Origin of the sequence: Sediminibacterium sp., assembly GCF_019264485.1 — a bacterium.
Taxonomy (GTDB): domain Bacteria; phylum Bacteroidota; class Bacteroidia; order Chitinophagales; family Chitinophagaceae; genus Sediminibacterium.
On sequence record NZ_JAHVAA010000011.1, the window covers coordinates 474,282 to 492,192 of the forward strand.

Genomic DNA, 17,911 nt, shown 5'->3' on the forward strand with positions numbered 1-17,911 from the left:
GTTTGATGCATAATGCTTCAGCCGCATCTTTTTTTAAACGTAATTTTATTGTATGTTAATGCATCAGACAATGAGATGGTACGGGCCACAGGATGTGGTGAAACTATCAGATATCAGACAGGCAGGTTGTGCCGGAGTAGTTACAGCTTTACATCATATACCGGTAGGAGCTGTATGGACAACCGATGAAATTAAGCAACGTAAAAAACTGATTGAAGATGCCGGAATGACCTGGACGGTAGTGGAGAGTTTACCGGTGAGTGAAGATATTAAGAAGCAGAATGGCCAATACCTTGAACATATTGCCAATTATAAAACAAGTCTGCAAAACCTTGCTGCCTGTGGGATAGAAGTTGTTACGTATAATTTTATGCCCATACTCGACTGGTTAAGAACAGATATTGCCTACACGATGCCTGATGGCAGCAAAGCTCTTTATTTTAACAGACTCGGGTTTATTGCATTTGATTTATACCTGCTCAAAAGACCCGGTGCAAAAGAAGAACATAGTTTGACCGATCAGGAAGCTGCGGCAGCCTATCTGAATAGCCTGAACAAAGATGAACAGGAGCAATTATTCAGGAACCTCCTGCTGGGTTTGCCCGGAAGCGATGAAGCTTTTACAGCGCAACAGGTTTTGGATGCATTGGAAAACTATGCAGGTATTAATGCTGATACATTGCGTAAGCACCTTGTTTATTTTTTAAGAGAGGTTGTTCCAGTTGCTGAAGCCGCTGGTGTAAAAATGGCCATTCATCCGGATGATCCGCCATATCCAGTTTTAGGTTTGCCCAGAATTGTGAGCACTGAAGCAGATGCTGCTTTCCTGCTCCAGTCTGTTGATTCTCCTGCCAATGGTTTGTGTTTTTGCACAGGATCGTATGGGGCAAGGGCAGACAATGATATTGTTGCTATGCTTAAACGATTTGGCGACCGTGTTCATTTCCTGCATTTGCGCAATACCAAAAGAGACGCGGAAGGAAATTTTTATGAAGCAGCTCATCTGGCGGGTGATACCGATATGTATGCAGTAATTAAAGAAGTATTACAGATACAGCAGCGAAGAAATATTTCAATACCCATGCGCCCCGATCACGGGCACCAGATGCTGGATGATCTCCAGAAGAAAACCTATCCCGGTTATTCTGCCATTGGCCGTTTGAAAGGACTGGCAGAGTTGAGAGGTGTTGAATATGCGCTTGATAAAATGATGCGTTGAAAAATCCTGCCGGCTTTGTGTATTTTTATGGATGCGTAACACCACCAAGCTAAAAGCTGTTCTTCAATATTATCATATTGACCTTTCCATGAACGACCAGGAGTTGATGGTGCTAAACCTCTTTCATAAACAAACCGGTGAAGTCATGACTTTTGAAGATGCATCATACAGCAAACTCATCAGCAAAGCCTATTCGTACATGAACAAACAGTTAAAAGAAACCACAAAAAATATATAGTTCTCTGCGTAAACTCCCTGTTCTCCTTTCTCTGCGGTGGGGTTCCTAACGTCACCCTGACGAAGGAAGGGCACCGCAGAGAAAGAAGGGCGCAGAGGTTACGCTGAGATTAATTTCTTCTTGCTGGTCTTACGTTCTTTCCATGATACACATCAGTGGGGATTTTATGTCCCCAGTAAACCTCGTCGAGTAAAGCATACAAATCGGGGTCATATGCTTTCAGGTCATCGGGCGACTGTATGCGTTTGTCGCCATCATAAAATTCATAGTTCGACCAGAACCACCATTGTGTGCCTTCTGCCCAATACTCAGCAACCGTATTGATGGCATACTGCCCTTTGTACATGCCTTTTTCTTTTGCATTTGCATAAGCGGTATTAATGCGTCGCAGCATGGCCGTGTCGGCTACACGCATGGCGCTCATAATATTGTGGCTGAATTCATGCACTAAAATATTTTCACCATAGTAACGGGTACCTGCATAGCCTAAAATATTTTCTTCCGCACAGGAAGTTATCGTGCCGCCCATACCACGTGCCCTTCTGTTCCAGTATTCTCTATCAGTCATGCTGGCAATACCTCCGGGCTTGTCATAGTTTTCTCTTTCACCGGGTGTGAGGCGCCGGTCTTCTCTGGTGGGTTTTTTCCAGTTGCTTCTTTCCGGTAAATCGGTTTCCATTTCTGTTTCTGCCATGATCAATAAACGTGCACCCTGCTTTACCAGGGCTGCACGGATATCGGTACGTTTCAACAACATGTAATTGATGATATCTCTGGCAACCAGTAAAGCATCATCTGGTACTTTATGAGAAGACACAACGGGGATGCCGAATGCATCGGTGTATTTTTTATAAAAAGTATCAAGTTTTAATTCGGCTGGAGGAGTGGAAATAACGGCTGAAGAAAAACTTTGAACAATTTTTTGTCTGCCGGTCTGAGCACTGGTTACAATGATCGAAAATAAACAGCAGGCTGATAAGCATATACGCAGCATGATACAATGGTTTAATTGGTCGTACTACAAAATACTCAGTCGCTGCAAGCACGAACTGTTGCAGATTAACCGATTGTTCGCAATTTTTGACGCATAGGCCAAACATTACCCATAAACGGTCAGCAGGAAGATATTTTACTTGGCTAAGTACTGTTTAACAGACTGGTGCAATCCACTGCTCAAAGGCACAACAGGTAAACGCACTTCATTTTCAATCAAACCCTGTTCAAACATAAAGGCTTTTACACCTGATGGATTATTTTCAGCAAACATCAGATCATATGCTTTTAATAAAGGATCGTTGAGTTGCTTGGCTGTTGTAAAGTCATGTTTCAATGCCGCACGAACCATATCGGAGAATTGTTTAGGGAATGCATTGGCTGCCACGCTGATAACGCCATTCATACCACAGGCAATCTGTGCCATGGCCAGCGCATCATCACCACTCACCACCAGAAAATCGGCGGGTTTGTCGCGTAGAATTTCCATACATTGAACCATATCGCCACTGGCTTCTTTCATACCGGCAATATTGGCTACTTCATGTGCAAGGCGAAGGGTAGTAGAAGCGCTCATATTGCGCCCCGTTCTTCCCGGAACATTGTATAAGATAACGGGTTTTGGAGAGGCTTCGGCCACCGCTTTATAATGTTGAAAAATGCCTTCCTGCGAAGGTTTGTTATAATAAGGTGCGGCACTTAATACCGCAGCAGCTTTGTCTAAAGGAAAATAACCGAGGTCTTTCACTACTTCATGGGTGCTGTTACCACCAACACCTACTACTACAGGTACACGGCCTGCTACTTTCTCAAAAGTATAGTTTACAATGTCTTTCTTCTCCTGTTTCTCAAGGGTAGGGGTTTCGCCTGTTGTTCCCAAAGTAATGAGGTATTCTACCCCGCCACCAATCATGGCATCGATTACTTTTCCCAGTGCATCAAAATCTACACTAAGGTCTTTTTTAAAAGGTGTTACCAATGCTACACCCGTTCCTCTCAATTGTGTTTCTAAAGACATTATCAAGACTCTTTTAAATGATATAACCTACTTTCTTATTTCTTATTCTTTATTCCTTATTGGACATTTTTATACCGCTTCTTCCCAGAATCCCATCTTACCATATTTCTCAATACGGTTGTTGATACGCTCGGTTGGGTTGATGCTTCTGATCTCATTCAGGGTTTTGATGAGATAAGATTTCAGGATATCAGCTGCTTCGGCATAATCCCAATGTGCACCTCCTAATGGTTCGTGTACAATTTCATCTACTAATCCAAATCCTTTCATATCTGTAGCCGTGAGACGTAATTGTTCAGCCGCTGTTTCTTTTTTATCCCAACTGCGCCAGAGGATGGAGCTGCAACTTTCCGGAGAGATAACAGTGTACCAGGTATTTTCCATCATCAGCACTTTATCGCCTACACCAATACCCAATGCGCCACCGGAAGCACCTTCGCCAATAATTACAACGATCACCGGCACTTTCAGGCGAATCATTTCATAAATATTACGGGCAATGGCTTCACCCTGTCCACGTTCTTCTGCTTCCAGTCCTGGGAAGGCACCGGGTGTATCTACGAGACAAACAATGGGTTTATTGAATTTTTCGGCCAGACGCATTAAACGTAAAGCTTTGCGGTAACCTTCAGGATTGGCCATACCAAAATTGCGCAACTGGCGCAGTTTGGTATTGGTACCTTTCTGCTGACCAATAAACATCACGGTCTCACCATCGAGTTTGGCAAAACCGCCCACCATGGCTTTATCGTCTTTAAAATTGCGGTCGCCATGGAGCTCCACAAAATCGGTACACATTTTATCGATGTACTTGAGTGTATAGGGTCTGTCTGGATGACGGCTCAGTTGCACACGCTGCCAGGGAGTAAGGTGTCTGGTGATCTCTTTTCTTTTTTCAAGGATAGAGTCTTCCAGTTGCTGAATGGTAGCTGTATAATCTATTTTAGGGTTCTTTTCGGCGAGTTTTCTGGTATCCTCAATTTGTTCGTACAGTTCCTTGATAGGGTTCTCAAAATCAAGGAATTGTCTGTTTGGGTATTGGGGCATAATGATCGTTTAGAACGGTAAAATTAGGGGTTCAGATTTTTTCCTGAAAAGATTTGTTTATGAAAAGTCTTTACCCTTATCTTTGCCGTCCCGAAAACGGACTGAAAGGGATGTTTTTAGGATGATTTAACTGGTTTCCCAGTAATCACGGATCGGTAGTTCAGTTGGTTAGAATGCCGCCCTGTCACGGCGGAGGTCGCGGGTTCGAGTCCCGTCCGGTCCGCAGAAAGTCTCAGCTACAAAAGCTGGGACTTTTTTGTTTATGGCATAATATGTCTGTATCCTGCAAAGCCTCACATTTCTGTGAGGCTTTGTTGTTTTTAGGTGAATCGTCTTTGAGACCAACACCCCATTCCCTGCACCGGATTTCAATCCGGTGGAGAATGGTAGCGAATAATTTTTAATTCGTATCTTTTCCTCAAACCCTTCCCATGACCAACAACCTGACTGCCGAAAAATGGAGAATATCTTCTATTGATATCCTCCGTGGGCTGGTAATGATCATCATGGCACTCGACCATGTACGCGACTTCTTTCATATCTCTGCCATGGTTGAAGACCCTGCCAATCCGGCCACTACAACACCCGTACTGTTTTTTACACGATGGATTACACATTATTGTGCGCCCATTTTTGTGTTCCTATCAGGTACTTCCGCTTTTTTATCCGGACAAAAGAAGACCAAGAAAGAATTGTCTTCCTTCCTGCTCAAACGAGGGCTGTTTTTGATGGTGTTGGAAATTGTTGTCGTCAATTTTATCATTGTATTTGATCCCCTATACCGTTTTATATTCTTTCAGGTAATTTGGGTCATCGGATTATCGATGGTACTCTTATCTTTTCTGATCTATCTGCCACTGCGTGTGCTATTCATTATTGGTATCGTAATGGTTGCCGGGCATAATATGCTCGATGGTTTCAATTACAATAACATGAATGAAATTCCTTTCTGGCATGCATTCTTTCACCAGCAGATGTTTACCAGTTATGCAGAAGGAAGATTTTTTGCTGTGTTATATCCGTTGATACCCTGGCCGGGAGTAATGTTGCTGGGTTATTGCATGGGGGCATGGTATGTAAAAGAATTTGATGCAGCCAAACGCAAACGTTTATTACTTGGTTGGGGACTTACTACCATCGCCGCTTTCTTTATACTCCGCTGGGTGAATGTGTATGGCGATCTGGTGCCATGGTCTACCCAGAAAGATAATACCATGACCATTATTTCTTTTTTCAATGTTACCAAATACCCGCCATCTTTGTTGTATTTGTGTATGACTTTAGGCCCTGCTTTATTATTACTCATCTGGCTTGAAAAAGTAAAAGCCGGTTGGACAAATGTGGTAAGCGTTTATGGTCGTGTACCGATGTTTTATTATCTCTTACACTTCTTTACTATTCATGTGCTTTGTATTGTTGCTTTCTTCGCTGTAGGAAGACCATTAAGTGATATGGCAGCCGGTAATTTTGCATTCCGACCCAATGATTTTGGATTCACTTTACCAATAGTATACCTGATATGGATTGCTGTAGTAGCAGGTCTTTATCCGTTGTGTAAACGATATGATACATTCAAGCAACATAATAAAAGATGGTGGACGGGGTATTTATGAGTTTAAGTCAAAAGTGAAAAGGCAAAAGTCAAATAGTGAGTAGTGAGCAGTCAGTAGTGAGTGAATTATTTTATACTCACTATTCACTACTCACTATTCACTACTTCAGTTTTTCCTTTATCTCATTCAGCTTCATCAATGCCTCCACAGGTGTGAGCCTGTTGATGTCTATTTCGCTGAGTGTTTTGCGGATATCGTCGAAGGTTTCGGAGTGCGCATCAAAAATAGAGAGCTGCATTTTAGGGCCACTGATTTCTTTCACAGCCTGCTGTAATCTCTCTTTCGGACTTTCCGTCTTTCGGAGTTCCGGACTTCCCTCATCCACATGCTTTTCTTCAAGCTGCGCTAAAATTTCATTGGCTCTCTGAATCAATTCAGGGGGCATACCCGCCATTTTGGCCACATGAATACCAAAACTATGTGTGCTGCCGCCGGGGGCCAGTTTACGAAGGAAGATGATTTTGTTGCCTACTTCTTTGTTGGTAACATGGAAGTTTTTTACACGTGGTAATTTTTCTTCCAGTTCATTCAATTCATGGTAGTGGGTGGCAAATAATGTTTTGGGTGTATGTGGCGAACCATGCAGGTATTCCACAATGCTCCAGGCAATAGAAATACCATCATACGTTGAAGTGCCTCTTCCAATTTCATCCAGTAATATAAGACTGCGGGTAGATATATTGTTGATGATACTGGCGGTTTCATTCATCTCCACCATAAAAGTAGATTCACCGCCACTCAGGTTATCACTGGCGCCTACACGTGTAAAGATTTTATCGGTAAGTGGTACTTTGGCAACAGCAGCAGGTACAAAACTGCCGATATGTGTCATCAAAGTAATCAGCGCCGTCTGTCGGAGAATGGCACTCTTACCACTCATATTGGGCCCTGTAAGAATAATGACCTGTTGTGCTGAGGGGTCTAAAAAAATATCGTTGGTGATATAGGGTTCTCCCGGCGGAAGATTTCTTTCAATAACAGGGTGGCGGCTTTCTTTCAGATCGAGTATATGACCTTCGTGCAGTTCCGGTTTTTTATATTGATACAATAATGCAGTTTCTGCAAAAGACAGCAGACAATCTAATTGCGCCAGCACCTGCGCATTTTGCTGAATCGCTACAATATAAGGTTGTAAGTTCTGTAATAAGCGATCATACAACTCAAGTTCTATCGCTAATATTTTATCTTCCGCTCCAACAATTTTTTCTTCGTATTCCTTTAGTTCAGGTGTAATGTATCTCTCTGCATTGGCCAGTGTTTGTTTCCGTATCCAGTCTGCCGGTACTTTGTTTTTATGTGAATTGGTGACTTCGAGATAGTATCCGAATACATTGTTGAAACTGATTTTTAAAGAGGAGATACCCGTTCTCTCAGCTTCGCGCTGCTGAATATTGATCAGAAACTCTTTTCCCCCGGAAGCAATACTGCGGAGCTGATCAAGTTCGGCATGTATACCCGCTCTGAATACTTCACCTTTATTGGCAGCAACAGGTGGGTTATCTGTTAATGATTCAGTAATAGATTTTATCAGCGTCTCACAGGGGTCTAACAATTTAGCTGCACGCAGGAGCAAAGGATCTGTAGCAGTACTGCACTGATCCTTTATTTGGGCTACCAGTTGCAAACCTTTTGCCAGTTGTAATACTTCTCTTGGATTTATTTTTTTATTGGGTACTTTACCTACCAGTCGTTCAATATCTCCACATTGTTCTATGGCCTGTAAGAGTGGTTTGCGTGTTTCTGTATGCAGCAAAAAGTATTCAACTGTATTTAATCTCTCCCTGATGCTGGCTGCATCTTTTAAAGGGAATATCAACCATCTTCTCAATAATCTGGCACCCATCGGACTCACTGTGTGATCAATTACTTTGAGCAGGGTATTGCCTTGTTCTGTTCCGGTGCTGAGTATTTCAAGGTTGCGGATGGTGAAGCGGTCCATCCACAGAAAATCATCTTTCTCCATTCTTTGAATGGAACTGATATGTTGCAGGTTGGGATGTTCTGTTTCTTTCAGGTAATATAAAATGGCGCCTGCAGCAACAAGACCTTTTGACAGATGTTCTACGCCAAAACCTTTTAAAGTGTGGGTCTGAAAATGTTTGAGTAAACTTTCTGTTGTAAAAGCTTCATCAAATATCCAGCTCTCCATGGTATAGGTGTAGAAGCGGTTGCCATGTGTTTCTTTAAAAGCCTTCTGGTAATTACGCTGGAAAATAACTTCTGCAGGTTTCAAACCCTGTAACAGGTTATCAATATATTCTGCATTGCCTTCTGCAATAAAAAATTCTCCTGTGGAGATATCGAGAAAAGCAATACCCGTTTCTGTTTCTGTAAAATGAATGGCAGCCAGAAAATTATTATTGCCCTGATCGAGTAATTTATCGTTGGTGGCAACACCAGGTGTAACCATTTCGGTAACACCTCTTTTTACAATACCTTTTACCGTCTTAGGATCTTCCAACTGGTCGCAGATAGCTACACGGTGACCTGCTTTTACGAGCTTATGCAGGTAAGTATCGAGCGCATGATGCGGAAAACCGGCCAGTTCACTTGATGATGCAGCACCATTATTTCTTTTGGTAAGCGTAATACCAAGCACACGTGAAGCAATAATGGCATCTTCTCCAAAAGTCTCATAAAAATCCCCTACACGAAACAGCAAAATCGCATCAGGATATTTCTGCTTAATGGCCCTGTGCTGTTGCATTAAAGGAGTGTCTGCCGAAGATTTTGCCATAGGAGCAAATATAGAATTTGTCCAAGGGACTCCCATGGAGAAAATGAGACAATTTGTCCAAAGGACCCTTATGGGGAAATTTGGAAATGAAAATAGCCTTTTTGCTTTGCAAAAAGGCTATTAAACTATGTGCCATTTCCAAATTAGCAAATTTCCATCCCGTCGCTGGCGGGACCAAATTGGATTAATTCCTCGGTTTCGGCATTGCCTTCCTCGGCAGCTTCGCATCGCGCTGGGCGGTGTTGTAGGTGAAAGCAGCAACGATAGTGGCTATTTGTTTGAGGTCATCTGCAATCAGGTGATCGTAAACGTCCATATTGCTGTGGTGTGTACGGGTATCGTATTCAATAGGATCCTGAATAAACTGAAAACCGGGTAAACCCACACCATCAAATGCCTGGTGATCGGTACCGCCGGTATTGCTGATGGTTACTGTGGTGGCACCCAGGTCTTTGAAAGGCTCTAACCATGCGCTGAAAATAGGTTTGCACTCTGCATTACCCTGTAAATAAATACCACGAATTTTTCCGGTACCATTATCAATATTATAATAAGCAGAGAATTTTTCGTGAGCCGGTAAAGTCTGCATGGTAGCAGGATCAGCAAATGTTTTCTTTACATAATTGCGTGAACCCAATAAACCCTGTTCTTCACCACTCCATAAACCAATACGGATGGTTCTTTTAGGCTGTACACCCAATGCTTTCAGGATACGAATAGCTTCCATCATTACGGCAGAACCTGAAGCGTTGTCTGTAGCGCCGGTACCAGACTGCCATGAATCGAGGTGGGCACCAATCATAACGATTTCATCTTTTAATGCAGGATCTGTTCCCGGAATTTCAGCGATTACATTATAACCCTGTAAATCTTTGGTCTGGAATTTTGTTTTTACATCTACATCCATTTTTACAGGTGTGCCAGATTTGGCCAAACGTAAAATGGTGTTGTAGTCTTCAATACCCAAAGCCATATCTAAAAAGTTTTCAGGATCGGTTCCTTTATAAGCACCGCCGCCCTGGGCAAAAATGGTACCGTCGTGGTTACGGGTGCTGGTAGTAAACATACCCACTGCGCCTTCTTTCAGCGCCATGGCTTTCAAGAGTGCCAATGCACGAACAGCAGGGTTAGGGGTTCCTCTGAAACCACCGCCACCACCGGGTCCGCCAGGATTAACGGGAGGAGGTGTTGCAGCAGCCATTCTAGCCAGTTGAGAATCTGTATAACGAACAGCATCAGCTTTGAAACTGTGTTTATACTCGGTTAGTTGGTCAACAATCAAAATCTTATTTTTCAACTGCCCCCTGTAAGCTTCAATTTGAGCAGAGTCTTTAACGGTTATTACCAATACCTCACCATTCTTTAAACCTTTGGTTCCGGCTGTCCAGGTTTTGGGCCAGGCAAGAATGGGTTTGTAATAAGGAGCGGTAACGGCAACATACATTTTTTCAAGATCCCAGCCTTTGCCAAATTCACCCCATGGGTCGATGGTGGCATTGGCAACGCCCCAACCGGTAAGTGCTTCTTTTGCATAGTTGGCGGCACGTGCATAACCGGCAGAGTTGGTAAGACGGTTGCCGCTTTTATCGGTTAAATTAAAGGCAATATCCATTACCTGTGAACGCTGTAATCCTTCTTCACGGATTTTCTTCATCATGTCAAGGTCAACTTTCTCCTGTGCCATTGCGGCCACGGGCATACTCAGCGCCAGTAACCAGGCATAACGGTTTAATTTTCTCATATTGGTTGGTTTGTGGGTTAGACCATGGTCTATAGTCCATTGACCATGGTCGAAAAGGAGAGTCAATTTACTTATTCTGTTACAATCAGCCATCATCATTATTTGAGTGGTTGAGTTTACCTTTGCAGGATGCGAAAACTAAGCATGGATGAGCTGGGCCGTAAATCGGTGGCAGCATTTAAGGAGGCAGAAAAGAACCGGATAGTATTGGTATTAGACAATATCCGTAGTATGCATAATGTAGGAAGTGTATTTCGTTCTGCTGATGCTTTTCTGGTGGAGGGTATATGTTTATGTGGTTATACCCCACAGCCACCTCACCGCGATATTCATAAAACGGCACTGGGAGCTACAGAAACCATCGACTGGATACATTTACCCACCACTTTGGAAGCAGTTCAGCAACTCAAAGAGAAAGGTTATAAAGTATTTGCACTGGAACAGGCAGATGGGAGTATTTTACTTGATAAGTTTGTGGCGCAGGATTTTTTCCCGTTGGCCATTGTTTTAGGAAATGAAGTAGAAGGTGTTGATGCCGAAGTACTGAAACTATGTGATGGATGTATTGAAATCCCGCAATTTGGTATGAAACACTCACTCAATGTTTCCGTTGCAGCTGGTATTGTTTTATGGGAAATGGTGAGAGGAAAGTAAGATGTCAGATGTCAGATGTCGGATGTCTGATGTCGGATTTGGGAATTCGATATTGGATATTCATTATTCTTGCTTCTTGCCCCTTGTTTCTTGTTACTTGAATCTAATCTTATTTCGTTTTTTATGACTGCTATCAAAAACTACCTGAGTCTTGTAAAATTTTCCCACACCATTTTTGCATTGCCTTTTGCCATGATTGGACTGGTACTCGGTTTTAAACAGGCGACTGTATTGCCTTCCGGCTGGCTGCAGGAGCGTTTGGGTAGCAGTGTTCATCCCTATATCATCAGTTTTGTATTGGTACTGATCTGTATGGTAACAGCGAGAAGTGCTGCAATGGCTTTCAACCGTTATCTTGATCGACAGTTTGATGCAAAAAATCCACGCACCGCTATCCGCGAAATACCAAAGGGTATTATTTCTCCCAATAGTGCTTTGCGTTTTGTGATCTTTAATTGTGCTTTGTTTGTTCTTGCAACATGGTTCATTAATCCCATTTGCTTTTACCTCGCGCCTATAGCTTTATTCGTGATTCTTTTTTATAGCTATACCAAAAGATTTACCATGCTTTGTCATCTGGTACTCGGGCTTGGTCTGTCGCTTGCACCTATCGGAGCATATCTGGCGGTAACAGGTGTATTTGCAGTTTTACCCATTCTTTTTTCACTGGCGGTAATTTTCTGGGTGAGTGGTTTTGATATTATTTATGCCATGCAGGATGTAGAGTTCGATCAGTCACAGAAACTGTATTCCATTCCATCTGTGTTAGGAAAAAAAAGAGCATTATGGGTTTCAAATCTGTTACATCAGCTTAGTATTGGCTGTATACTGGCTGCAGGATTTAACGGCCCGTTTCACTGGGTATACTGGATTGGTTTTATTGTATTCTGTGGCATGCTGGTCTATCAGCACTCCATTGTAAAACCCGATGACCTCAGTAAAGTAAATATTGCTTTTATGACTGCGAACGGAATAGCGAGTGTGGTATTTGGGGTGTTGGTAATCATGTCGTTGTTGTTGAAATGAAAGGAGAGGTGAATGGTCAATGGTGAATCGTGAGTGAGGAAATAATATGTTTTAACCGCATAATAAAGATAACCGAGATCAAATTCCCCTTATTGACTATTGACTATTGACTATTGACTATTGACTATTGACCACTCACTAACTCCCTCCCTTTCCCTAAATTCGCACTACGGAGTTTCGGACTTTCCCGACTTCCGGTCTCTCAATGGCAAGAATACTCTGCATAGATTATGGTGGCAAAAGAACAGGTATTGCGGTGACTGATCCTTTACAGATCATTGCCAGTGCCTTAACAACTATTCCTACCAAAGAGCTGATTCATTTCCTGAAAAAATACATACAGACGGAAACGGTAGAACTAATATTGATTGGCGAACCACTTGGTCTGGATGATAAACCCACACATGCTACCCCGCTGGTTAAAAAAGCCATCCAGCAATTGAAAAGAGAATTCCCGACGATACCTCTTGTAACTGTTGATGAACGTTATACGTCAAAGATGGCTTCCCGTGCCATGATTGATATGGGGATGAAGAAAAAAGACCGCCAGAACAAAGGAAATGTTGACCAGATAGCGGCTACTATTATGTTGCAGGAGTATATGGAGAGAAGTCAAAAGTAAAAATTCAAAAGTCAAAAGCCAGACTATTTTTGAATTTTCACTTTTGAATTTTTGACTTTCAATTGTCGAATTTTCACTTTCTCTTATCCCTCCCCATTTGCTGGTTGCCCAAATTCGGGGTATTTTCGCCGATTATTAACACAGAACACGCAATGATATTACCTATTGTAGCCTACGGGGCACAGGTGCTCAGAAAGAAAGGAGCGGAAATAACAGCCGATTACCCGGGTTTGTCCAAACTGATTGAAGATATGTGGGAAACCATGTATGCCAGTAATGGGGTAGGACTTGCAGCGCCGCAGATTAATAAAGATATCCGTTTATTCGTGGTAGACAGTTCGCAGATTTTTGAACACCAGGAGGCAGAAGACAAAGGGAAATATCCGGATGAACCGGGTATTAAAAAAGTATTTATCAATGCGCGTATTCAATCGCTGGCAGGAGAGGAGTGGCCTTATAACGAAGGTTGTTTGAGTATACCCAATATCCGTGAAGATGTATTTCGAGCAGAAGAAGTGGTGCTGGAATATATGGATGAACAGTTCCAGCCACAGGTTGAAATGTTTAAAGGTATTACCGCACGTGTTATTTTACATGAGTACGATCATATTGAAGGGAAATTATTTATCGATTACCTCAAACCCCTGCGCAAAAAAATGTTGCAGGGTAAACTGAATGATATCAGCAAAGGAAAAACAAGGGTGGATTATAAAATGATCTTTATCAAATGATACGTACGCTCTTCACCATTTTTATTGTTTTTATTATTTCAGCTTCACTGAAGGCGCAGGATACTGCTGTGCTGGTGGATAATCAGGCTTTTACTTTATCTGAAGTGGTGGTGCGTAATAATTTTGATTATAAGCGGTTGCTCTCGCAGATAAAGGAGGATACTACTTTTTATAAAGCCTTCCGTAACCTTCGTATCCTGGGTTTTACTTCGTACAACGATATAAAAATGCTCGATAAAAAGGGAGCAGTAAAAGCATCTTTATACAGCAAAACCAGGCAAAACAGGGCCGATGGTTGCAGAACCATGGATGTACTGGAAGAAAAAATCACCGGTGATTTTTACGACAGTAAAAAAGAATTTAATTACACCACACCCGAATTGTATGCAGGTTTATTTTTTACAACAGGTAAAGTATGCGGGGAAGACAATATTGTAAAGGGACGTGTAAGAACTACCAGCAATAAAAAGGGAATGGAAAAGCACAAGGAACAATTAAAAATGTTGTTCTTTAATCCAGGGAAAAAAATACCCGGTATTCCTTTTATCGGTAATAAACTCGATCTATACGATGATGATGCGCATAAACTCTATGATTATCGTCTCGATCTGGAAGAATATAAAGGGCAGCTCTGTTATGTATTCTCTATTACACCCAAAGAGAATCTTGGCTTCTTTAAAAGCGACAGGGTGGTGGTAGACCAGATGACCACCTGGTTCGATCAGAAAACACTTGAAGTAATGGGACGAAATTATTCGCTCAGTTATAAGGCAGGTGTGTATGATTTTGATGTATCGATGGAAGTGGAAATGGGGAAGTTCGAAGGCTTAACTGTTCCTAAAACACTTCGCTATAAAGGTAACTGGGATGCCATGTTCAAGAAAAGAGAACGCGCCATTTTTACTGCTACGCTATTTGATTTTAAGAAATAAGGGTCGCCAGGGGCAACCCTTATCCAAAATCCCACACCCTTGTATCTTATAAGTTATTGATGTAATTGAGTATATCTGCCAGACTTTTCTTTTGCGGTTCTATTTTATACACATTACTTGTTCCCACATCATTCACTAAGCGGGTGCCCAGGTAAAGATCGGAACCCAGTCTGGAGAAACTCAGTATCCTGATTTTTGCCCCTTTGGGTATGCGTATGGTTGTAAAACTCCTTGACCGGAAATCTGCCGTAAGGTTCACTACTATTTTCTGGTTCTCGAATACAGCATATACCACTGTATTTTTATTGGTGAAATTCTGTGGCAGGTAAGCAAAAATATTGGTATGGGGTAAAGTACTGTCAATAAAACGGTTGGCAGCTGTCCACCTCAATTGTGTTGTCGTGAGTTCATAACCTTTCAATGGATTGCCAAGAGAATCCTGTCCCTGCCATGTTTTAATATGGCTGGTGTCTGTATGTCTTGTCCAGGTATGTAAAGTATCGATACCACTTGAAATAAAAGGAATTGTTTCCCTTGCATGAAATACCTGCATATTGGTTTTAGGATCTTCCGTATCTGAAAAGCGAACAGTGATAGATGCATTCGGAGCGAGCTTTAATTCCTGACCATTTTTAACTACACGGATAAAAAAACCGCCGCCACTTTCTACCAGGTAACCCGATGAGGTAGTGGGTTTAAAGAATTTGATAAAATCACCTTTCTTTTTCAACCTGAAAAATTCAATCCTTACTTTTCCGGTAGCAACTGTGCCTGAGTTTTCTATAAAAGAAGCTGCTGGTACCTGTATACTTATATAATCTTTGAATGTAATTGTATCGCCCAGTGTACAATCAAAAGTATCGATGATCAGGTCTGGTAAAAACTGACCGGCCAGTTGATGAATAGGTGCATTACCAGGTGTGGTAGCTACCCAAACCGTATCGTTTCTGAGATCACCAGGATAGGTGGTAAAATTATCTGACAATTCTTTTTTACAGGCTGTAAAAAAGAAGAGCATTGCAACCGTTGTGATGAATAAATTCTTTTTCATAATCTTTTCTTATCGCTACATCAATAAGATACCAATGTGTGTTTAATCGTTGCCTGTTATTGTCTGTTTAAATTATACCGCAAGCCAATGGATAGCCCACCCAGACTGAATTTCTGCTGGTAAGAAGCCTGTCCACTGGTGATACCTGAAAGATTATACCTGAAATAGGGTTCAAAGAATAACTGTGTATTCTCACCCATTTTTTTCAGTACACTGATACCTCCATATATGCCAAGACCAATATTGTTTTTATATACCTGATTTGTGCCTTTGCTGATGGGTACTGCAGACATACTGCTGTCGAGTATTACACCCTGGTACCAGGATGAAATATTAAAAATTACTCCGGCATTGATACCAAACTTGAGGTTATCGTTTCCAAACTGGTAACCAACCGTAACCGGGATATCAAAACTGCGGAAACGGTTTTTGATTGAATTGGTTTTATAACCTACCTGTTGTACCGTACTGGTATCGGTTACCCGCAATGTATCGCCGGGTCCACGAATAATGGTTCTCACAGAAATAACAGTAATGGTTTTTACTTCATCTTCTGTACGATAAGTGAATTTTTCATTGATCTGGGTATACTGTAAACCAGTTCGCACGAGGAAATTATCTGTAATGGGTTTCACAATGCGAACACCTGCCGAATAACCCAAACGCATGCTTTCACTACTGTCTTTTTTGGCGAGATACTGTTGTGTGGCCGATTTGTTTTCAATGCTTTTGAAAGCAATATCAGGTGAAACATATACTTCCGCAAACCAGTCGGTATTACGGGTTTTATAGGGTGGACAAACAATAATGTTTTTGAATTTCTTTGAATAGGCACTGTTGATTTGTTGTCTCTGCATCAATCCACTCAACCCGAAATTGGCTTTACTTAAGGAGATGATATTACCTGGTTCAAAATTGCCACTGAAAGTAACAGGGTAAAGCATCTCTTCTTCACTGTCTTCCGTTGATGAAATAGCTGCTTCATTTTTGGCAGTGAGGTCAGCGCTTACAAAGGGAACAGGGCGGGTATTTTTTGTTGTTTTATTCAATGCCTGTAATGATTCGATACTACCTGGTGTAATAGATTTTCTCTTGTTATTGCTGATGTTGATATTATCGATTTCTTTAGCAGAGTTCCGCTTCTCAACACTGCCGGTGTTGGCTGCATTACGCGAAGGCGTGGATGTTGTTATTGAGTTTCTGTCTGCCTCAGGTTCCTGTGCTGTTGGTGAAAGCTGCTGCTTATCTGCTGTAGGTTTATTTGAAATTGTATTATGATCAAGGGTTGTTGAGGCTTTTGTTACAGTATTATTTTCAGGCAGGTTGTTTTGTTGGTTATGAATGGATGCATTTGTTTCGGTAGTGGTTGAGGTTATTGCGGCGGAGCCTGTCTGTGCTGCAGAATCCTGGCTTTTGGTGAGGCTGCCTGAAGCATCATCACTGAATATAAAATAACCCGTTACTGAGCCGGCCAGTATCAGCAGGGCAAGCAGTGGCAGGCCCCAACGGAATTTTCTGGGGATGATAATGCCTTTGCGGTCATCATCATCATTGGCAGGGTTCACTTTATCCCACAACCCTGCCGGCACAGGCGAAGAGTGGTCGTGGAGTTTGGCCCTGACGAAATTGTCAAATTGGTTATCGGTCATTTTATACAGCAATTTTTTGCAATTGTAAGATTTGTTGTTGCAGCATCTTCCGCGCCTTTACTAACTGGCTGCGACTGGTGCCGGGTTGTATATGTAGCATTTCTGCAATTTCTTCATGGCTATACCCTTCAATCACATTCAGGTTAAATACCAGTCTGTATCCATCGGGTAACTGGTTAATCAGTTTCATCAGGTCGTCTTCTCCCAGATGCGTATAAGCACTGGCTTCCACCTGTGGGCCACTGTTACTGTGTTCATCAATATCCTTGAACTTCATTTTCTTTCGCTCTAAGTGGCGAATGGCGGTATTTACTACAATACGCCTGATCCAGCCTTCGAAAGACCCTTCAAACTTAAACTGGCCGATATATTGAAAAACTTTGATAAAGGCATCCTGAATCATATCTTCTGCCTCCATAGCGTCGTTGGCATAGCGAAGACATACAGACATCATTTTACCGGCATACTTCTCAAAAAGCATACGTTGGCAACTGTTTTCCTGCCTGATACAGCCTCTAATCAGATCGTGTTCTGTCACCTGCGGGGTAGTTTAGTGGGTTGACGTCGCTTACATAGATACCACTTTATGTGCTATTGTTGCCCGGAACGGGATGAATTTTGCCCGAAAAATAAGGAAAAC

The 17,911-nt window shown here is 42.1% G+C and carries 16 protein-coding genes and 1 tRNA gene; 9 read left to right on the forward strand and 8 right to left on the reverse strand.

Features of this window, described 5'->3' with window-relative positions; all coding sequences use genetic code 11:
* The first annotated feature begins 70 nt into the window (after positions 1 to 70).
* Positions 71 to 1,219 (forward strand): mannonate dehydratase, encoded by a 1,149-nt coding sequence (gene uxuA / locus KXJ59_RS08275; protein WP_295203090.1) that lies wholly within the window; start codon positions 71 to 73, stop codon positions 1,217 to 1,219.
* A 31-nt stretch (positions 1,220 to 1,250) separates the two neighbouring features.
* On the forward strand, positions 1,251 to 1,457 hold the full coding sequence (locus KXJ59_RS08280) for a hypothetical protein (protein ID WP_295203092.1): 207 nt from the start codon (positions 1,251 to 1,253) through the stop codon (positions 1,455 to 1,457).
* A gap of 109 nt (positions 1,458 to 1,566) precedes the next feature.
* Here the strand turns inward: KXJ59_RS08280 and KXJ59_RS08285 are convergent, their stop codons facing one another.
* From KXJ59_RS08285 to KXJ59_RS08295, 3 genes are all read right to left on the reverse strand, one after another.
* Positions 1,567 to 2,451 (reverse strand): hypothetical protein, encoded by an 885-nt coding sequence (locus KXJ59_RS08285; protein WP_295203095.1) that lies wholly within the window; start codon positions 2,449 to 2,451, stop codon positions 1,567 to 1,569.
* Between the two features lie 135 nt (positions 2,452 to 2,586).
* On the reverse strand, positions 2,587 to 3,468 hold the full coding sequence (gene dapA, locus KXJ59_RS08290; protein ID WP_295203098.1) for a 4-hydroxy-tetrahydrodipicolinate synthase: 882 nt from the start codon (positions 3,466 to 3,468) through the stop codon (positions 2,587 to 2,589).
* 69 nt (positions 3,469 to 3,537) lie between these two features.
* Positions 3,538 to 4,515, reverse strand: a complete 978-nt coding sequence (locus KXJ59_RS08295) for an acetyl-CoA carboxylase carboxyltransferase subunit alpha (RefSeq protein WP_295203104.1) — start codon at positions 4,513 to 4,515, stop codon at positions 3,538 to 3,540.
* A gap of 149 nt (positions 4,516 to 4,664) precedes the next feature.
* Here KXJ59_RS08295 and KXJ59_RS08300 point away from each other — a divergent pair.
* Both KXJ59_RS08300 and KXJ59_RS08305 read left to right on the forward strand, forming a co-directional pair.
* Positions 4,665 to 4,738, forward strand: a tRNA-Asp gene (locus KXJ59_RS08300).
* Between the two features lie 208 nt (positions 4,739 to 4,946).
* Positions 4,947 to 6,128, forward strand: a complete 1,182-nt coding sequence (locus tag KXJ59_RS08305) for a heparan-alpha-glucosaminide N-acetyltransferase domain-containing protein (protein WP_295203107.1) — start codon at positions 4,947 to 4,949, stop codon at positions 6,126 to 6,128.
* A gap of 100 nt (positions 6,129 to 6,228) precedes the next feature.
* Here KXJ59_RS08305 and mutS read toward each other — a convergent pair whose 3' ends face one another.
* The gene (mutS, locus tag KXJ59_RS08310; protein ID WP_295203109.1) at positions 6,229 to 8,865 is read right to left on the reverse strand and encodes a DNA mismatch repair protein MutS; all 2,637 of its coding nucleotides are present in this window, start codon (positions 8,863 to 8,865) and stop codon (positions 6,229 to 6,231) included.
* 184 nt (positions 8,866 to 9,049) lie between these two features.
* Positions 9,050 to 10,606: a M20/M25/M40 family metallo-hydrolase gene (locus KXJ59_RS08315; RefSeq protein ID WP_295203111.1), complete on the reverse strand. Its 1,557-nt coding sequence runs from the start codon at positions 10,604 to 10,606 to the stop codon at positions 9,050 to 9,052.
* 129 nt (positions 10,607 to 10,735) lie between these two features.
* Between KXJ59_RS08315 and KXJ59_RS08320 the strand changes: the two genes are divergently transcribed.
* The 5 genes from KXJ59_RS08320 to KXJ59_RS08340 all read left to right on the forward strand — a co-directional run bounded on the left by KXJ59_RS08320 (position 10,736) and on the right by KXJ59_RS08340 (position 14,571).
* Entirely contained in the window at positions 10,736 to 11,260 is a 525-nt protein-coding gene (locus tag KXJ59_RS08320) for an RNA methyltransferase (protein ID WP_295203115.1), read from the forward strand.
* A gap of 123 nt (positions 11,261 to 11,383) precedes the next feature.
* Entirely contained in the window at positions 11,384 to 12,286 is a 903-nt protein-coding gene (locus tag KXJ59_RS08325) for a UbiA-like polyprenyltransferase (RefSeq protein ID WP_295203119.1), read from the forward strand.
* A 205-nt stretch (positions 12,287 to 12,491) separates the two neighbouring features.
* Complete coding sequence (ruvX, locus tag KXJ59_RS08330; protein ID WP_295203122.1) at positions 12,492 to 12,908, forward strand: Holliday junction resolvase RuvX; 417 nt, start codon at positions 12,492 to 12,494, stop codon at positions 12,906 to 12,908.
* Between the two features lie 152 nt (positions 12,909 to 13,060).
* The gene (gene def / locus KXJ59_RS08335; RefSeq protein ID WP_295203126.1) at positions 13,061 to 13,639 is read left to right on the forward strand and encodes a peptide deformylase; all 579 of its coding nucleotides are present in this window, start codon (positions 13,061 to 13,063) and stop codon (positions 13,637 to 13,639) included.
* Positions 13,636 to 14,571, forward strand: coding sequence for a hypothetical protein (locus KXJ59_RS08340; RefSeq protein WP_295203129.1), 936 nt, complete (start codon positions 13,636 to 13,638; stop codon positions 14,569 to 14,571). The genes def and KXJ59_RS08340 overlap by 4 nt, the downstream gene beginning before the upstream one ends.
* Positions 14,572 to 14,617: 46 nt before the next feature.
* Here the strand turns inward: KXJ59_RS08340 and KXJ59_RS08345 are convergent, their stop codons facing one another.
* The 3 genes from KXJ59_RS08345 to KXJ59_RS08355 are packed head-to-tail and all read right to left on the reverse strand — an operon-like array spanning position 14,618 to position 17,752.
* Complete coding sequence (locus tag KXJ59_RS08345) at positions 14,618 to 15,622, reverse strand: hypothetical protein (protein WP_295203133.1); 1,005 nt, start codon at positions 15,620 to 15,622, stop codon at positions 14,618 to 14,620.
* Positions 15,623 to 15,678: 56 nt separating this feature from the next.
* A complete protein-coding gene (locus tag KXJ59_RS08350; protein ID WP_295203141.1) occupies positions 15,679 to 17,271 on the reverse strand; it encodes an outer membrane beta-barrel protein in 1,593 nt (530 codons plus the stop codon).
* A gap of 1 nt (position 17,272) precedes the next feature.
* Complete coding sequence (locus tag KXJ59_RS08355) at positions 17,273 to 17,752, reverse strand: sigma-70 family RNA polymerase sigma factor (protein ID WP_295203149.1); 480 nt, start codon at positions 17,750 to 17,752, stop codon at positions 17,273 to 17,275.
* Positions 17,753 to 17,911 lie beyond the last annotated feature (159 nt).

Bases quoted from the DNA above. Each gene is read 5' to 3' on its own strand.
- def (WP_295203126.1), top strand. From the start codon at position 13,061: ATGATATTACCTATTGTAGCCTACGGGGCACAGGTGCTCAGAAAGAAA.
- KXJ59_RS08295 (WP_295203104.1), bottom strand. From the start codon at position 4,515: ATGCCCCAATACCCAAACAGACAATTCCTTGATTTTGAGAACCCTATC.
- KXJ59_RS08355 (WP_295203149.1), bottom strand. From the start codon at position 17,752: ATGCTTTTTGAGAAGTATGCCGGTAAAATGATGTCTGTATGTCTTCGC.
- dapA (WP_295203098.1), bottom strand. From the start codon at position 3,468: ATGTCTTTAGAAACACAATTGAGAGGAACGGGTGTAGCATTGGTAACA.
- ruvX (WP_295203122.1), top strand. From the start codon at position 12,492: ATGGCAAGAATACTCTGCATAGATTATGGTGGCAAAAGAACAGGTATT.
- KXJ59_RS08320 (WP_295203115.1), top strand. From the start codon at position 10,736: ATGCGAAAACTAAGCATGGATGAGCTGGGCCGTAAATCGGTGGCAGCA.
- KXJ59_RS08285 (WP_295203095.1), bottom strand. From the start codon at position 2,451: ATGCTGCGTATATGCTTATCAGCCTGCTGTTTATTTTCGATCATTGTA.
- KXJ59_RS08305 (WP_295203107.1), top strand. From the start codon at position 4,947: ATGACCAACAACCTGACTGCCGAAAAATGGAGAATATCTTCTATTGAT.
- uxuA (WP_295203090.1), top strand. From the start codon at position 71: ATGAGATGGTACGGGCCACAGGATGTGGTGAAACTATCAGATATCAGA.
- mutS (WP_295203109.1), bottom strand. From the start codon at position 8,865: ATGGCAAAATCTTCGGCAGACACTCCTTTAATGCAACAGCACAGGGCC.
- KXJ59_RS08340 (WP_295203129.1), top strand. From the start codon at position 13,636: ATGATACGTACGCTCTTCACCATTTTTATTGTTTTTATTATTTCAGCT.
- KXJ59_RS08350 (WP_295203141.1), bottom strand. From the start codon at position 17,271: ATGACCGATAACCAATTTGACAATTTCGTCAGGGCCAAACTCCACGAC.
- KXJ59_RS08345 (WP_295203133.1), bottom strand. From the start codon at position 15,622: ATGAAAAAGAATTTATTCATCACAACGGTTGCAATGCTCTTCTTTTTT.
- KXJ59_RS08325 (WP_295203119.1), top strand. From the start codon at position 11,384: ATGACTGCTATCAAAAACTACCTGAGTCTTGTAAAATTTTCCCACACC.
- KXJ59_RS08315 (WP_295203111.1), bottom strand. From the start codon at position 10,606: ATGAGAAAATTAAACCGTTATGCCTGGTTACTGGCGCTGAGTATGCCC.
- KXJ59_RS08280 (WP_295203092.1), top strand. From the start codon at position 1,251: ATGCGTAACACCACCAAGCTAAAAGCTGTTCTTCAATATTATCATATT.